Origin of the sequence: Aeromonas sp. R2-3 (assembly GCF_040908375.1) — a bacterium.
Classification (GTDB): domain Bacteria; phylum Pseudomonadota; class Gammaproteobacteria; order Enterobacterales; family Aeromonadaceae; genus Aeromonas; species Aeromonas veronii.
The window spans coordinates 20,338-33,408 of record NZ_JBFODP010000018.1 but is presented as its reverse complement, the minus strand read 5'-3'; the positions used below and the strand labels follow the sequence as shown (position 1 = coordinate 33,408).

Sequence of the window (13,071 nt, the reverse complement as noted above, 5' to 3'; positions counted from 1 at the left end):
ATGGCCCTCCGGCAAGCTCTCTCATCCATCTATTTTAGCGATGGATACCAACATGAATCTATCGCTAAAGATCTATAGATTAACCAGCAATCCGTGAATAAATCTGATTGAGAGAGTGACTTATGCGTACCCGTAACGATCGCCTGCGCCATGCCATTGGCTTTGAATTCATTGGCCTGCTGATTGCCGCCCCGCTGGCCAGCTGGGTTACCGGGGTCGGGCTCAACCATATGGGCCCGCTGGCACTGTTCTTCTCGGTGCTGGCCACGGTCTGGAACTACATCTACAACATCGGGGTCGACAAGCTGCTGCTGAAATATCAGGGCCATACCCACAAGACCCTGTGGCAACGGGTGCTGCATACCTTCGGCTTTGAGGGCGGTCTGCTGATCGTCGCGCTGCCGGTCATGTCCTGGTGGCTGAGCGTCAGCATGCTGGAGGCGCTGGTGCTGGATCTGGGCTTCGTCGTCTTCTACCTGATCTATGCCTTCGTCTACAACTGGGGCTATGACAAGGTGTTCCCCATCCCCCGCGAAGTGCCGCACGGCATGCCCCAAGAGGCGCGCTAAGGCACGAATCCGTTGGATTGAAACCGAGAAGTGAAGGTCAACGAGGGAAGGCAACAGAAGAAACGATACGGCCCCACCATGGCAGACATGATGGGGCCGCAACAGGGATCAGCGCTGGCAGGCCGGCTGATTCAGAGGTAAGGATTCAGGCCTGCCCGTCGCTCAAGCCTGGGCCTTGAGCTCTTCGCCGCTCTCGTCGGCAGCGGCAGCCTCTTCAGGCTGGGCCTGGGCAGCCTGCAGCGCTTCCAACTCGCTCTGATAATCGCTCAGGATCTGCTGGGCAACCGCCATATCTCCCTTGTGTTTGCGCTCGAACAGATGGTGCTGCACCACGCCGTTGAGATACTCCACCGTGATGGGCTGCTCCAGGGTGGCCATCAGCTCCTCTTTCTCCAGCTCGGCATTGATTTCATCGGCGGTCGTGCGCAGCAGCCCGGCCAATTGAACCAACATGCGGCGCTCACCTTCGCGCAGCAGGCTCAACATGCGGTTTCTCTGCTGCTCATTCTGTTGGGTCATACATTTCCTTACGTCAATTGGGAACAAGCCCGCTCATTCTGCCCTGTCCCCATGACAGCGTCTATCTCATGCCCCCCACAAATTTTTGGCGCTGGCTCACAAATGGCTACAGATGCTATTTGAAGCGCCTCTGGGGTATAGTAGCCGCTGATTTTCGGGCGCTTTTTTCACCTTCATCCGCAGACAGGGATGACACGGCAAGGGCGCCTGCCCGGTTTACCCCAACGAGGTGAAGATCCGCTTTATGACCGACGCCATTGTGGTGCTCTGCACCTGCCCAGATCAAACCAGTGCCGACCTTCTCTGCGAACAGCTGCTGAACCAGCGACTGGCCGCCTGCATCAATCAACTGCCGGGCATTACCTCCGTCTATCGTTGGCAAGGCAAGGTAGAGCGCGCCACCGAGATCCAGCTCATCATCAAATCCCGCCAGCCACTCTTTGCCGAGCTGCAGGCATGTATTCAAGCCAATCACCCCTATGAGGTGCCCGAGCTGCTGGCCCTGCCGGTGAGTGCCGGACTACCTGCCTATCTCGACTGGATCAATGGGGAGACCTCATGACGTTCACCCGCTTGCTCTCCCCCCTGCTGCTGCTCTGTGCCCTGTTGATGACAGCGGTGGGCAGCGCCCCAGCCCACGCCAGTGGCGCCGATCTGCTCAGCTCGCTGGGCATTGAGGCCAATGCCAAACCCAAATTTTTGCAGGTCGATGAGGCCTTTCAGATCGAGAGCGAACAGCGTGGCGATCAGCTGCTGCTAACCCTCCACATCGCCGACGACTACTACCTCTATCGCCATAGCCTGCGCTTCAAGGGGAACAACCTCACCTTCAGCGAGCCGACCCTGCCAGAAGGCACCGAGCACGAGGATGACTTCTTCGGCAAGACCCGGGTCTACTACCAGCAGGTGAGCATCGCGGTGCCGCTAAAGGAGGTGGGGGAAAATGCCACCCTGCGGGTGCGCTATCAGGGCTGTACCGACGGCCTCTGCTACCCGCCGACCGACAAGCTGATCGATGTGGCCCCGCTGGTCACGGCAACCACAGCGTCCACTGCTGAAACGGCACAAAGCGTCGCACCGGTTAGCCAGCAAGATCAGCTGGCCGCAGCCCTCGGCAATCAGGGGTTCTGGCTCAGCATCGTCGCCTTCTTCGCACTGGGGCTGGGGCTCGCCTTCACCCCCTGCGTCTTCCCCATGTACCCAATCCTGACCGGCATCATCGCCGGTGCCGGCCATCGCCTCTCCACCGGTCGCGCCTTCCTGCTCTCCTTTGTCTATGTGCAGGGGATGGCGGTCACCTACACCTTGCTGGGGCTGGTAGTGGCCTCGGCGGGTCTGAAATTCCAGGCGGCGCTGCAACATCCCTATGTGCTGATCGCCCTCTCGGTGATGTTCGTGCTGCTGGCCCTCTCCATGTTCGGGCTCTACACCCTGCAACTGCCGAGCAGTTTGCAAACCCGGCTCTCCGGTCTCTCCAACCGCCAGCAGGGCGGCTCTGTAGTCGGGGTCGCCATCATGGGGATGATCTCCGGGCTGGTCTGCTCCCCCTGCACCACGGCGCCGCTCTCGGGGGCACTGATTTATGTTGCACAGAGCGGTGACCTCTGGCTCGGCGGGGCTGCGCTCTATGCGCTGTCACTGGGGATGGGTCTGCCGTTGCTGCTGCTCGGCACCTCGGGTGGCAAGCTGCTGCCCAAGGCGGGCGCCTGGATGGATGTGATCAAGCAGCTGTTTGGTTTTGCCCTGCTGGCAGTGCCGATCCTGCTGCTGTCACGGCTCTGGAGCGATCAGATTGCCACTCTCGCCTGGCTCGGCTGGGGGCTGCTGTTGTGCGGCTACCTCTATCACCACAACCAGCACCAACCCCACTCGGTGGCCAAAAGCGTGCGCGGCTTCGTGCTGTTGCTGGCGATGATCAGCGCCGTGGTAGTGGGCAAGGATCTACTGCAACCGGCCCCCCCTGCTGCCATCACGACGGATGCCAGTCAAACGGCGCCGCAGTTTATCCGCGTCAAGACGCTGGATGATCTCAAGGTGCAGCTGGCCGCCGCCCGCGGCAAGCCGGTGCTGCTCGACCTCTACGCCGACTGGTGCGTCGCCTGCAAGGAGTTCGAGCACAAGACCTTCAGCGATCCAGCTGTGCGGGAGCGCTTCGGCCAGATGGTGCTGCTGCAGGCGGATGTTACCGCCAACGACGATGCCGATATCGAGCTGCTCAACGGCCTCAATGTGCTGGGGCTGCCGACCCTCATCTTCTTCGACCGCGAGGGCAAGGAGCTGACAGGCCAGCGGGTCACCGGTTTTATGGGGCCGGCGGAGTTTCTGGGCAGGCTCGATCAGCTACGCTGACCAACGGCGCCCCTGTAGACAGACAGGGGGCAGCCTTATACGTTACGCACTGATTTTTCTGGCAATCCCTTGTATATGACCGGCAGCATGGCAGAATTTGCCCTTCGATTGTCTCGCCCGTCCGGAGTTTTGATGAAAAAGTGGTTCATCCCCCTGCTAGCCCTCTGGCTTTATGGCTGCAGTGCAGGGCCCGGTGAAGAGGATATCCGCCAGCAGGTCACCGCCAAGCTGCTGGCCGAGACAGACGCCAACCTGTTCGATATCAGCGACTTCACCATCCTCGGCAAGGAGGAGCGGATGGAGGGGGTCTATCTGGTCAAGGTGAGTTACCAGCTCCACTTCAAGCAGGGGCTCGATCAGTTGCAGGTGTTGCACGACGAGGATCTGGTCTACGACCGGGTTGGCCCCTTCCAGCAGGAGATGGAATTGATGGAGCTCGAGCGCAAATATGGCGAGTTCGAGGCGGGCCAGGTGCTGCCGCAAGAGGCGGAGGTGTGGATGATGAAGGGCGAACAGGGGTGGCGACTGGCTGAACCGGCGCAATAAAGGGCTCCCCGCCCCTTACTCTCTGCAAGCTCTGCCGTGATTGACCAGCTCAGACTTGGGTATCGACCCGATACCCTTTTTGGTCTGCGGGTTCACCCGGCAGCTTGCTGGCCAACCCTGACAGCACATCCTTGAGGGTGATCCCGCTATCTGCCGCACCGCTGCTCTCCAGCAGCTTGGTCAGCTGGCTCTGCAAGGGGTCAATCGCGTCGTTCTGCCCCCCTTGGCTGCTCTCTTTGTCCTTCCCGTCTTGCTGAGCCAGCGTCTCCAGCAGACGCGCCAGATCCCGTTTCAGCGGGCTCTCGCTGTTGTCGGCGAGCGAAATCTTTCGCTGTTCCTGTTCTTGCCGCTGTTGTTGCTGCAATGCCAACTGTTGCTCCTGCTGCTGTTGCAGGGAGCCCATCATGGTGTTGATGAACGCTTCCAGCGAATCCCTGATTGAAACAGTGCCACCGCCGCTGCTCTCCCCTTGCGGTGACAGCCCCAGCTCATCCAGCACAGCGCCAAGGTCGCGCACCAGGCTGTCACTGCCCGTTGATGGTGAAGTCGCAGCCCGCTCCTGTGCCTGCACGGCGGGAGAACCCTGCCGTTGCGCCAGCGGGCTGAGCCCGCCTGACGCGACCACATTTATCTCCATCTTGGCCCTCCTCTCCCCGTCCTCAGCTCTTTCTCGGCAAGTATTCCGGCAAGCAGACACACCCTCGTCCCCTTGGCAGATAACCGCTCTCACACCTAAAAGATAGCGCCAACTGGACGAGATTGGCGCGAACGCATCTTTTGGTCTATCAGGCGGAACGATAGTGCTAACCCGCTATAAACAAGAGGTTGGCAAGGGGGCTGGCGTTCAGCCATCACTGCGCAGGCTGACAATGGGGGTCAGAAGATATCCTTCATCCGGTGCCACAGCATACCCAGTGCCAACAGCGGGGAGCGCAACGCCGGGCCACCCGGGAAAGTGATGTGAGGCACGCTGGCGAAGAGATCGAAACCCCGGCTCTCACCGCGGATCGCCTCGGCTACCAGCTTGCCCGCCATATGGGTGGCATTGAGGCCGTGCCCCGAGTAGGCCTGGGCGTAGAGCACATTGGGATGCTCCTTGAGACGGCCAATCTGCGGCAGCCGGTTGGCGCCGATCCCGATCATCCCGCCCCACTGAAACTCGATGGCGGTGCCAGCCAGCTCGGGGAAGACCCGCAGCATCTTGGGCAACATGAAGGCCTTGATGTCGCGGGGATCCCTTCCCGAGTAGTTGCAGGCCCCGCCAAACAGCAGGCGACCGTCGGCGGAGAGGCGGTAGTAGTCAAGCGCCACGTTCTGATCGCACACCGCCATGTTTTGCGGCAGCAAGCGCTGGCGCAAGCGGCGATCCAGCACCTCGGTGGCAAGGATGTAAGAACCGGCCGGCAGCACCCGCCCGCCCAGCTCCGGATTGAGGTCGTTGAGGTAGGCGTTGCAACCGATCACCAGATAGTCGGCAGTGACCCGCCCATGAGCCGTGGTCACCTCTACCTGCTTGCCGTAATCGATATGGGTCACTCTGGAGTGTTCAAACAGGGAAACCCCGAGGCTGGCGGCGGCGCGCGCCTCGCCGAGCGCCAGATTGAGGGGATGGAGATGGCCGGAGCCCATGTCGATAAGGCCGCCGATATAGCGATCCGACCCCACCACGCTATGGATATCTTCCCGCGGCACCAGTTTGAGTTCGTGCTCATAGCCGAGGCTCGCCAGATGGTCGAGATCTTCCTCGAAGCCTGCCAGATGGCGCTGACGGGTAGCCAGATCGCAGTAACCCCAGGTGAGGTCGCACTCGATATTGAAACGCTCGACCCGCTCGCGTACCAGTTGCACCGCCTCCAACCCCATCAAATCGAGCTCGCGCACTCCTTGCTCGCCAATCCAGCGGGCGAACTGGCTGGTATCGTGGCCGATACCGCGAATAAGCTGACCGCCGTTGCGCCCAGAGGCGCCCCAGCCGATGCGGTTGGCCTCCAGCAAGGCCACCTTGTACCCGGCATCCGCCAGATTGATGGCGGTATTGAGACCGGTAAAACCGCCGCCGATGATGCAGACGTCAGCCTTGTGCTCCCCCTCCAGCTCGGGCCACTGTTGCGAGTCGTTGCGGGTGGCCGCGTAGTAGGAGGCGACGTGCTCCTGATATCCGTTGTGCTTTCCTGCCTGCATACTCAGCATCCTGCCTTGGTTGCAAATTGTTTAATAAAATAAGCAAAGTTGTTTCGATAATACCCAGTTCCTCCTCAACTCACCAACCGGTGCGGATCACAGAAATGCAAAAGGCGCCCCGAAGGGCGCCTTTTCATGCAATCAAGGTGCTGTAACGAATTACAGTACGTCGATGGCGTTCAGGTCGGAGAATGCTTTCTCCAGACGAGCGATCATGGAAGTCTGACCTTCACGCAGCCATACGCGCGGATCGTAGTACTTCTTGTTCGGCTTGTCGGCGCCTTCCGGGTTGCCCAGCTGGCCTTGCAGGTAAGCTTCGTTCTTCTTGTAGAAGTTCAGCAGACCTTCCCAGGTTGCCCACTGGGTGTCGGTGTCGATGTTCATCTTCACTACGCCGTAGGAGATGGACTCGCGGATCTCTTCCAGAGTGGAACCTGAACCACCGTGGAATACGAAGTCCAGAGACTTGGCAGGGATGCCGAACTTCTCGGAAACGTACTTCTGGGACGCGTCCAGGATGGACGGGGTCAGCTTGACGTTACCCGGCTTGTATACACCGTGTACGTTGCCGAAGGAGGCAGCGATGGTGAAACGCGGGCTGATCTTGGACAGACGCTCGTAAGCGTAAGCAACATCTTCCGGCTGGGTGTACAGAGCGGACTGATCCATGTGGCTGTTGTCGACGCCGTCTTCTTCGCCACCGGTGCAACCCAGTTCCAGCTCCAGAGTCATGTTCATCTTGGCCATGCGGGTCAGGTACTCGCAGCAGATGTCGATGTTCTCTTCCAGAGACTCTTCGGACAGATCCAGCATGTGGGAGGAGAACAGCGGCTTGCCGGTTTCAGCAAAGTGCTTCTCGCCCGCTTCCAGCAGACCGTCGATCCACGGCAGCAGCTTCTTGGCAGCGTGGTCGGTGTGCAGGATTACCGGCACGCCGTAGGCTTCGGCAACAGCGTGAACGTGCTTGGCACCAGAGATGGCACCCAGGATGGCAGCTTTCTGACCTTCCAGCTTCAGACCCTTACCGGCGGTGAACACGGCACCACCGTTGGAGAACTGAACGATAACCGGCGCTTTAACCTTGGCGGCAGCTTCCAGTACGGCGTTAACGGAGTCGGTACCAACGCAGTTTACGGCCGGCAGAGCAAAGCCGTTCTCTTTAGCGATGGCGAACACTTTCTGAACGTCATCACCAGTGATCACGCCGGGTTTTACGAAGTCGAAAATTTTCTTAGACATGTTTAATCGTCCTGTCTCGTATGCCGTTAATAAAAAATGGGGGGTTCATCATGAACCGGCACAGCGGGCACATGATAAACGAAACGGGAGGCTTTTGCCCCCCGTTCCGGGTCAATTAGGCTTTAGCGCGCTGTTCCAGAATCGCAACAGCCGGCAGTACCTTGCCTTCTACGAACTCCAGGAAGGCGCCGCCGCCAGTGGAGATGTAGGAGACTTTGTCAGCGATGCCGAACTTGTCGATAGCAGCCAGGGTGTCACCACCGCCAGCGATGGAGAAGGCCGGAGAAGCAGCGATGGCTTCAGCGATAACCTTGGTGCCTTCGGCGAACTGGTCAAACTCGAATACACCAACCGGGCCGTTCCACAGGATGGTCTTGGCGTTCATGATGATGTCAGCCAGGGCCTTGGCAGAATCCGGGCCGATGTCGAAGATCATGTCGCCGTCGGTCACGTCAGAGACGGACTTGATGGTGGCCGGAGTGGACTCGGAGAACTCGGCACCTACAACCACGTCGGTGGTCACAGGAATGTTGGTCTCGGCAGCCAGTTTCTTGGCGGTGTCGATCAGGTCGTGCTCGCACAGGGACTTGCCGACGTTGTGACCGGCAGCAGCGATGAAGGTGTTGGCGATGCCACCACCGACAACCAGCTGGTCAGCGATTTTGGAGAGGGATTCCAGAACGGTCAGCTTGGTGGAGACCTTGGAGCCGCCAACGATGGCAACCATCGGGCGCTCGGGCTTCAGCATGGCTTTGCCCAGCGCTTCCAGTTCACCAGCCAGCAGCGGGCCGGCACAAGCGACCGGAGCGAACTGAGCCACACCGTAGGTGGAGCCTTCGGCGCGGTGAGCAGTACCGAACGCGTCCATTACAAAGACGTCACACAGGGCGGCGTATTTTTTGGCCAGCTCTTCGGTGTTCTTCTTCTCGCCTTTGTTGAAGCGGCAGTTTTCCAGCACAACCAGCTCACCGGCAGCGACTTCTACGCCATCCAGGTAATCCTTGGCCAGGCGAACCGGGCAGGACAGAGCGTCTTTCAGATAGTTGACAACCGGCAGCAGAGAGAACTCTTCGTTGTACTCGCCTTCGGTCGGACGACCCAGGTGGGAGGTGATCATCAGCTTGGCGCCCTTTTCCAGAGCCAGCTTGATGGTCGGCAGGGTAGCGACGATACGTGCATCGGAGGTGACCTTGCCGTCTTTTACCGGCACGTTCAGGTCAGCACGGATCAGAACGCGTTTGCCCGCCAGATCCAGGTCAGTCATCTTGATAACAGACATATTCAGTCCTCTATATTTTCCAGGTAATGTTAAAAACAGTAACCTTTCGCCCGGGGCAGGCTCAGCCTGCAACCATCATGGCCCGGGTGGTATCCAGCATCCGGTTTGCGAAGCCCCATTCGTTATCACACCACATCAACATCTTGACGAGGTTGGCATCGCTCACTCGGGTCTGGGTACCATCAATGATGCATGAGTGCGCATCATGATTGAAGTCTACGGAGACCAGCGGTTCTTCCGTGTAATCCAGAATACCGTGTAATGTACCTCTGGATGCCCGTTGCAGGGCTTGATTTACGTCACTAACTGTCACTTTTTTACGAACAGTAATACTGAGATCCATCGCTGTTACATTGATGGTCGGCACCCGCACCGCGATCGCCTCGAACTTGCCGGCGAAGTGGGGCAGGATACGCTCCAGCCCCTTTGCCAGCTTGGTGTCCACCGGAATGATGGACTGACTGGCAGCGCGGGTTCGGCGCAAGTCACTGTGGTAGGCATCGATGACTTGCTGATCATGCATGGCCGAATGAATTGTCGTAATAGTACCACAATTTATCTCGAATTCTCGATGCAATGTTTCAATCACCGGCACCACGCAGTTGGTGGTACAGGAGGCGTTGGAGACGATCCGCTCCGCTCCGGTGAGGGTATGATGGTTGACCCCGTAGACCACGGTGGCATCCACATCGGCATCCGCCGGGTGGGAGAAGAGCACCTTGCCCGCCCCCGCCGCCAGATGCAGCTCGGCATCGGCCCGCGAGCCGAATACCCCGGTGCAGTCGAGCACCACATTCACCCCCAGCGCCCGCCACGGCAGCTTTGACGGATCCCGCTCGGCAAACAGAGAGATGAGATCCTCCCCCACCAGCATGCTGTTGCCCGCCAGTTGCACCGGATGGTGGAAGCGACCGTGACTGGTATCGTAACGGGTCAGGTGCACCATGGCCTCGGGGGCTGCCAGCTCGTTGATGGCGACGATCTTGATGGTCTTGTCGCGCCCGCTTTCATAGAGGGCTCGCAACACGTTGCGACCGATCCGCCCGTAACCATTGATGGCAATCTTGATCATCGAGAATCCGTTTCCTTGAACCAGCAACAGGGCGGCGCACCGGCCCCCCGGGAGACCCGGCTACGACAGCAGGGCCTCCTTGAATTCACCGCGGGCCAGCAGTGCGGCCCCGAATACCCCGGCACTGTCGCCAAGGGCTGGAGCAATAATGGGGGCACTGAAACGGGGATTAAAGAGGAAGGGCAAAATTGTCTGCCGTCCGGCGCTGTAAAGGCTCTGCACATTGCCCACCCCACCACCGATGACGATCACATCCGGGTCGAGAATATTGACCACATTGGCCAGCGCCTGACCAAAAAACAGATGCAGCCGGTCGATGGTGAGCTTGGCCACATGATCGTGAGCCGTGGCGGCCGCGATTTGGGCGAGCGAGAGGTGGCGCTTGGCCTTCGCCTCGTACCAGGCCTCCAGCGCCGGGCCGCTGATCAGGGTCTCGACGCAGCCACGCTTGCCGCAGTAGCACTCGGGACCATCGGGGGAAAGCACGTTGTGGCCCCACTCACCGGCGATGCCGTGGTGGCCGTTGAGGATCTGGCCGTTGATGACGATGCCGGAGCCGACTCCGGTGCCCATGATGATGCCGAACACCACTTTCGCATCGGGATGGTGCTTGCGCACTGCACCGAGATGGGTTTCTGCCAGCGCGAAGCAGTTGGCGTCGTTAGCGATCAGCACCGGCACACCCAGCTTGCGCTCCAGATCCTCCTTGAACGGCTTGCCGTTGAGCTCGGTGGTGTTGCAGTTCTTCATCAGGCCGGTCTGCGGATCCCGCGCCCCCGGCGTCCCCATGCCGATGACGGCTGGGCGCTGGCCAATCTTCTCGGCACACTCAGCTACCAGTTTGGCGATCTGGCCGATCATATGGTCATAACCGCCAGCCCGCTCGGTGGGGATGCGGTGGCGCAGCAGCACCTCGTTACCATCCAGCACCACGCATTCGCACTTGGTACCACCAAGATCGATACCCCAATCCAGTGACTTGCTGCTCATCTTGCCTCCTGCACTGGCGCCACATTCTCGTCGTTGCAGCGCCTATTGCAATGTAAAACGGGGCCTGACGGCCCCGGATTTCAAACACACTCTTCTTCTCTCGCCCCGGCCTTAGCGACCGTGGTACTGGGCAGAGAGCTCGTGTACCGCGTTGACGAACACACCGGCATGTTCCGGGTTCACATCCTGATGGATGCCGTGGCCGAGGTTGAATACGTGACCATTGCCGTGACCGAAACCGGCCAGAATGGAGGCGACCTCTTCACGGATGCGAGCCGGAGTGGCGTAGAGCATGGAGGGATCCATGTTGCCCTGCAGCGCAACCTTGTCACCGACCCGGCGCTTGGCATCGGCGATGTCGGTGGTCCAGTCCAGACCCAGCGCATCGCAACCGGTGGCGGCGATCTGCTCCAGCCACTGACCGCCGTTCTTGGTGAACAGGGTGACCGGCACACGGCGACCGTCGTGCTCGCGGATCAGGCCATCGACAATCTTGTGCATGTACTGCAGGGAGAAGCCGCGGTAATCACGCGGGGTGAGCACGCCGCCCCAGGTGTCGAACACCATGACAGCCTGCGCCCCCGCCTTGATCTGGGCGTTGAGGTAGGCAATCACGCTGTCGGCCAGCTTGTCGAGCAGCAGGTGCAGGGTTTGCGGCTCTGCGTACATCATCTGCTTGATCTTGGTGAATGCCTTGGAGCTGCCCCCCTCCACCATGTAGGTAGCCAGGGTCCAGGGGCTGCCGGAGAAGCCGATGAGCGGCACTTCACCCTTCAGCTCGCGGCGGATGGTGCGCACCGCGTTCATCACGTAGCCCAGCTCATCTTCCGGATCCGGAATGGGCAGCGCCTGCACGTCGGCCATGGAGGTGATCGGGCGCTCGAAGCGCGGGCCTTCACCCTGCTCGAAGTAGAGACCCAACCCCATGGCATCAGGCACGGTGAGGATGTCGGAGAAGAGGATGGCGGCATCGAGCGGGTAGCGGCGCAGCGGCTGCAGGGTGACTTCACAGGCCAGCTCGGCATTGCGGCACAGGGACATGAAATCCCCCGCCTGGGCGCGAGTCGCCTTGTATTCCGGCAGATAACGGCCAGCCTGGCGCATCATCCATACCGGGGTCATATCCACGTCCTGACGCAGCAAAGCGCGCAGGTATCGATCGTTCTTCAGCTCTTTCATCCCAGTTCCTGAGTTCGTATCACGCATAAAATGGCGGCCATAATACCACTTTGCCCACCGGATCGGACTGCCCAAAACGTGGCAAATGGACGCGCGGTTGCAAAGATGTGAAGGGGCGCAAACCTGACCGCCCCGTTTTTAATAAGAAGTACAAAAGGATTGGCGAAAAGATAAGCGCCTCGTTACCCCTCGCCCGCCAGTGACAACTCGATCAAGCGCCGGGCAATGGTGCCGTGGGGTGGCAAGCGCGGCAAGCGGTCAGCAGCAAAGAAAGCTGCGGCGACCAGTTCGTCATCCTGCACCCGGATCTCGCCGCTCTCGTAGTCGGCGGTGAAGCCCATCATCAGGCTGTGGGGGAATGGCCAGGGCTGGCTCGCCACATAGCGCACATTGCACACCCGGATGCCGCTCTCCTCGAACACCTCCCGTGCCACGCACTGCTCAAGGTTCTCTCCCGCCTCCACAAAGCCGGCCAGCACGGTATACATGGGATCGTCCGCCTGATAGTGACGACGATGGGCCGCCAGCAGGATCTCCGGCCCCTTGCGCACCGCCACTATGATACAGGGTGAAATGCGCGGATAGGCCGTGTGGCCGTGGTGGCACACCTGCGCCCACTCCCCCGCCTTCGGGGTCATGGGGGCGCCGCACTCACCGCAGAAACGGTGGGTGCGGCGGAAGGTAACGAGCTGCCAGGCACGACCGGCGAGGCGAAAGCCCTCTTCGTCTCCCGCCACCATCAGCTGGCGCAGCGGGCTCATAGCGCTCGTGTCGGCCTCATCACCCAGATCGAGCAGATAGCAGGGCAGCCCCTGCCACTCATCAAAACGCTCGAAACGGGCACCGGCCAGCGCTACGGGCAGGCACGCCTTCACGCCGCTCGGCACCTGACCCGCCTCATCGAGCAGGATTTGATGGTCACCCGCCACGACAAACCAGCGGGCTTGTTCATTTAATGACATCGGATAAACACTCTCGTTAAGTCAGATTAAACAACGCCACGGTCACAGCAGGCTGCAGCAGGGGCAAAATAGCGCGAATGGGCCCCATCTTACGACTGGCAAGCGCCACTGACGACCCCGCCGCCACAACAAAATCGCCTCCGATCTTCGTCCCGCCGGGGCCAAAACCGGCGAGCAAGAGGAGCA

Annotated in this window: 13 protein-coding genes; 4 read left to right on the top strand and 9 right to left on the bottom strand. The window is 60.1% G+C overall.

The genetic code is table 11. The features are described from left to right. Positions 1 to 122: 122 nt before the first annotated feature. Complete coding sequence (locus AB5Z02_RS08235) at positions 123 to 569, top strand: PACE efflux transporter (RefSeq protein WP_005335423.1); 447 nt, start codon at positions 123 to 125, stop codon at positions 567 to 569. A gap of 162 nt (positions 570 to 731) precedes the next feature. On the opposite strand, the gene AB5Z02_RS08230 is transcribed toward AB5Z02_RS08235, so the two are convergent. Continuing rightward, the gene (locus AB5Z02_RS08230; protein WP_005362699.1) at positions 732 to 1,088 is read right to left on the bottom strand and encodes a hypothetical protein; all 357 of its coding nucleotides are present in this window, start codon (positions 1,086 to 1,088) and stop codon (positions 732 to 734) included. 244 nt (positions 1,089 to 1,332) lie between these two features. On the opposite strand from AB5Z02_RS08230, the gene cutA reads away from it, so the two are divergent. The 3 genes from cutA to AB5Z02_RS08215 all read left to right on the top strand — a co-directional run bounded on the left by cutA (position 1,333) and on the right by AB5Z02_RS08215 (position 3,983). After that, positions 1,333 to 1,650 carry a divalent-cation tolerance protein CutA gene (cutA, locus tag AB5Z02_RS08225; RefSeq protein ID WP_151285911.1) on the top strand — a complete coding sequence of 106 codons (318 nt, stop codon included), beginning with the start codon at positions 1,333 to 1,335 and terminating at the stop codon, positions 1,648 to 1,650. Next, positions 1,647 to 3,437, top strand: coding sequence for a protein-disulfide reductase DsbD (locus AB5Z02_RS08220; RefSeq protein WP_231721378.1), 1,791 nt, complete (start codon positions 1,647 to 1,649; stop codon positions 3,435 to 3,437). The genes cutA and AB5Z02_RS08220 overlap by 4 nt, the downstream gene beginning before the upstream one ends. Positions 3,438 to 3,569: 132 nt before the next feature. Then, positions 3,570 to 3,983, top strand: a complete 414-nt coding sequence (locus AB5Z02_RS08215; protein WP_335830818.1) for a hypothetical protein — start codon at positions 3,570 to 3,572, stop codon at positions 3,981 to 3,983. 49 nt (positions 3,984 to 4,032) lie between these two features. Here AB5Z02_RS08215 and AB5Z02_RS08210 read toward each other — a convergent pair whose 3' ends face one another. The 8 genes from AB5Z02_RS08210 to nudC all read right to left on the bottom strand — a co-directional run bounded on the left by AB5Z02_RS08210 (position 4,033) and on the right by nudC (position 12,885). After that, positions 4,033 to 4,620, bottom strand: a complete 588-nt coding sequence (locus tag AB5Z02_RS08210; protein WP_368215841.1) for a hypothetical protein — start codon at positions 4,618 to 4,620, stop codon at positions 4,033 to 4,035. 239 nt (positions 4,621 to 4,859) lie between these two features. After that, the gene (locus AB5Z02_RS08205; protein WP_368215840.1) at positions 4,860 to 6,164 is read right to left on the bottom strand and encodes an NAD(P)/FAD-dependent oxidoreductase; all 1,305 of its coding nucleotides are present in this window, start codon (positions 6,162 to 6,164) and stop codon (positions 4,860 to 4,862) included. 159 nt (positions 6,165 to 6,323) lie between these two features. Beyond that, positions 6,324 to 7,403 (bottom strand): class II fructose-bisphosphate aldolase, encoded by a 1,080-nt coding sequence (gene fbaA, locus AB5Z02_RS08200; protein ID WP_005335434.1) that lies wholly within the window; start codon positions 7,401 to 7,403, stop codon positions 6,324 to 6,326. Between the two features lie 115 nt (positions 7,404 to 7,518). Then, positions 7,519 to 8,682 (bottom strand): phosphoglycerate kinase, encoded by a 1,164-nt coding sequence (locus tag AB5Z02_RS08195; RefSeq protein ID WP_150998234.1) that lies wholly within the window; start codon positions 8,680 to 8,682, stop codon positions 7,519 to 7,521. 61 nt (positions 8,683 to 8,743) lie between these two features. After that, positions 8,744 to 9,754, bottom strand: coding sequence for an erythrose-4-phosphate dehydrogenase (gene epd, locus AB5Z02_RS08190; RefSeq protein ID WP_335818178.1), 1,011 nt, complete (start codon positions 9,752 to 9,754; stop codon positions 8,744 to 8,746). A gap of 60 nt (positions 9,755 to 9,814) precedes the next feature. Next, positions 9,815 to 10,744 (bottom strand): ROK family protein, encoded by a 930-nt coding sequence (locus AB5Z02_RS08185; protein ID WP_368215839.1) that lies wholly within the window; start codon positions 10,742 to 10,744, stop codon positions 9,815 to 9,817. A 111-nt stretch (positions 10,745 to 10,855) separates the two neighbouring features. Next, on the bottom strand, positions 10,856 to 11,923 hold the full coding sequence (hemE, locus tag AB5Z02_RS08180) for a uroporphyrinogen decarboxylase (RefSeq protein WP_139493885.1): 1,068 nt from the start codon (positions 11,921 to 11,923) through the stop codon (positions 10,856 to 10,858). 182 nt (positions 11,924 to 12,105) lie between these two features. Further along, the gene (gene nudC / locus AB5Z02_RS08175) at positions 12,106 to 12,885 is read right to left on the bottom strand and encodes an NAD(+) diphosphatase (RefSeq protein WP_139493886.1); all 780 of its coding nucleotides are present in this window, start codon (positions 12,883 to 12,885) and stop codon (positions 12,106 to 12,108) included. Positions 12,886 to 13,071 lie beyond the last annotated feature (186 nt).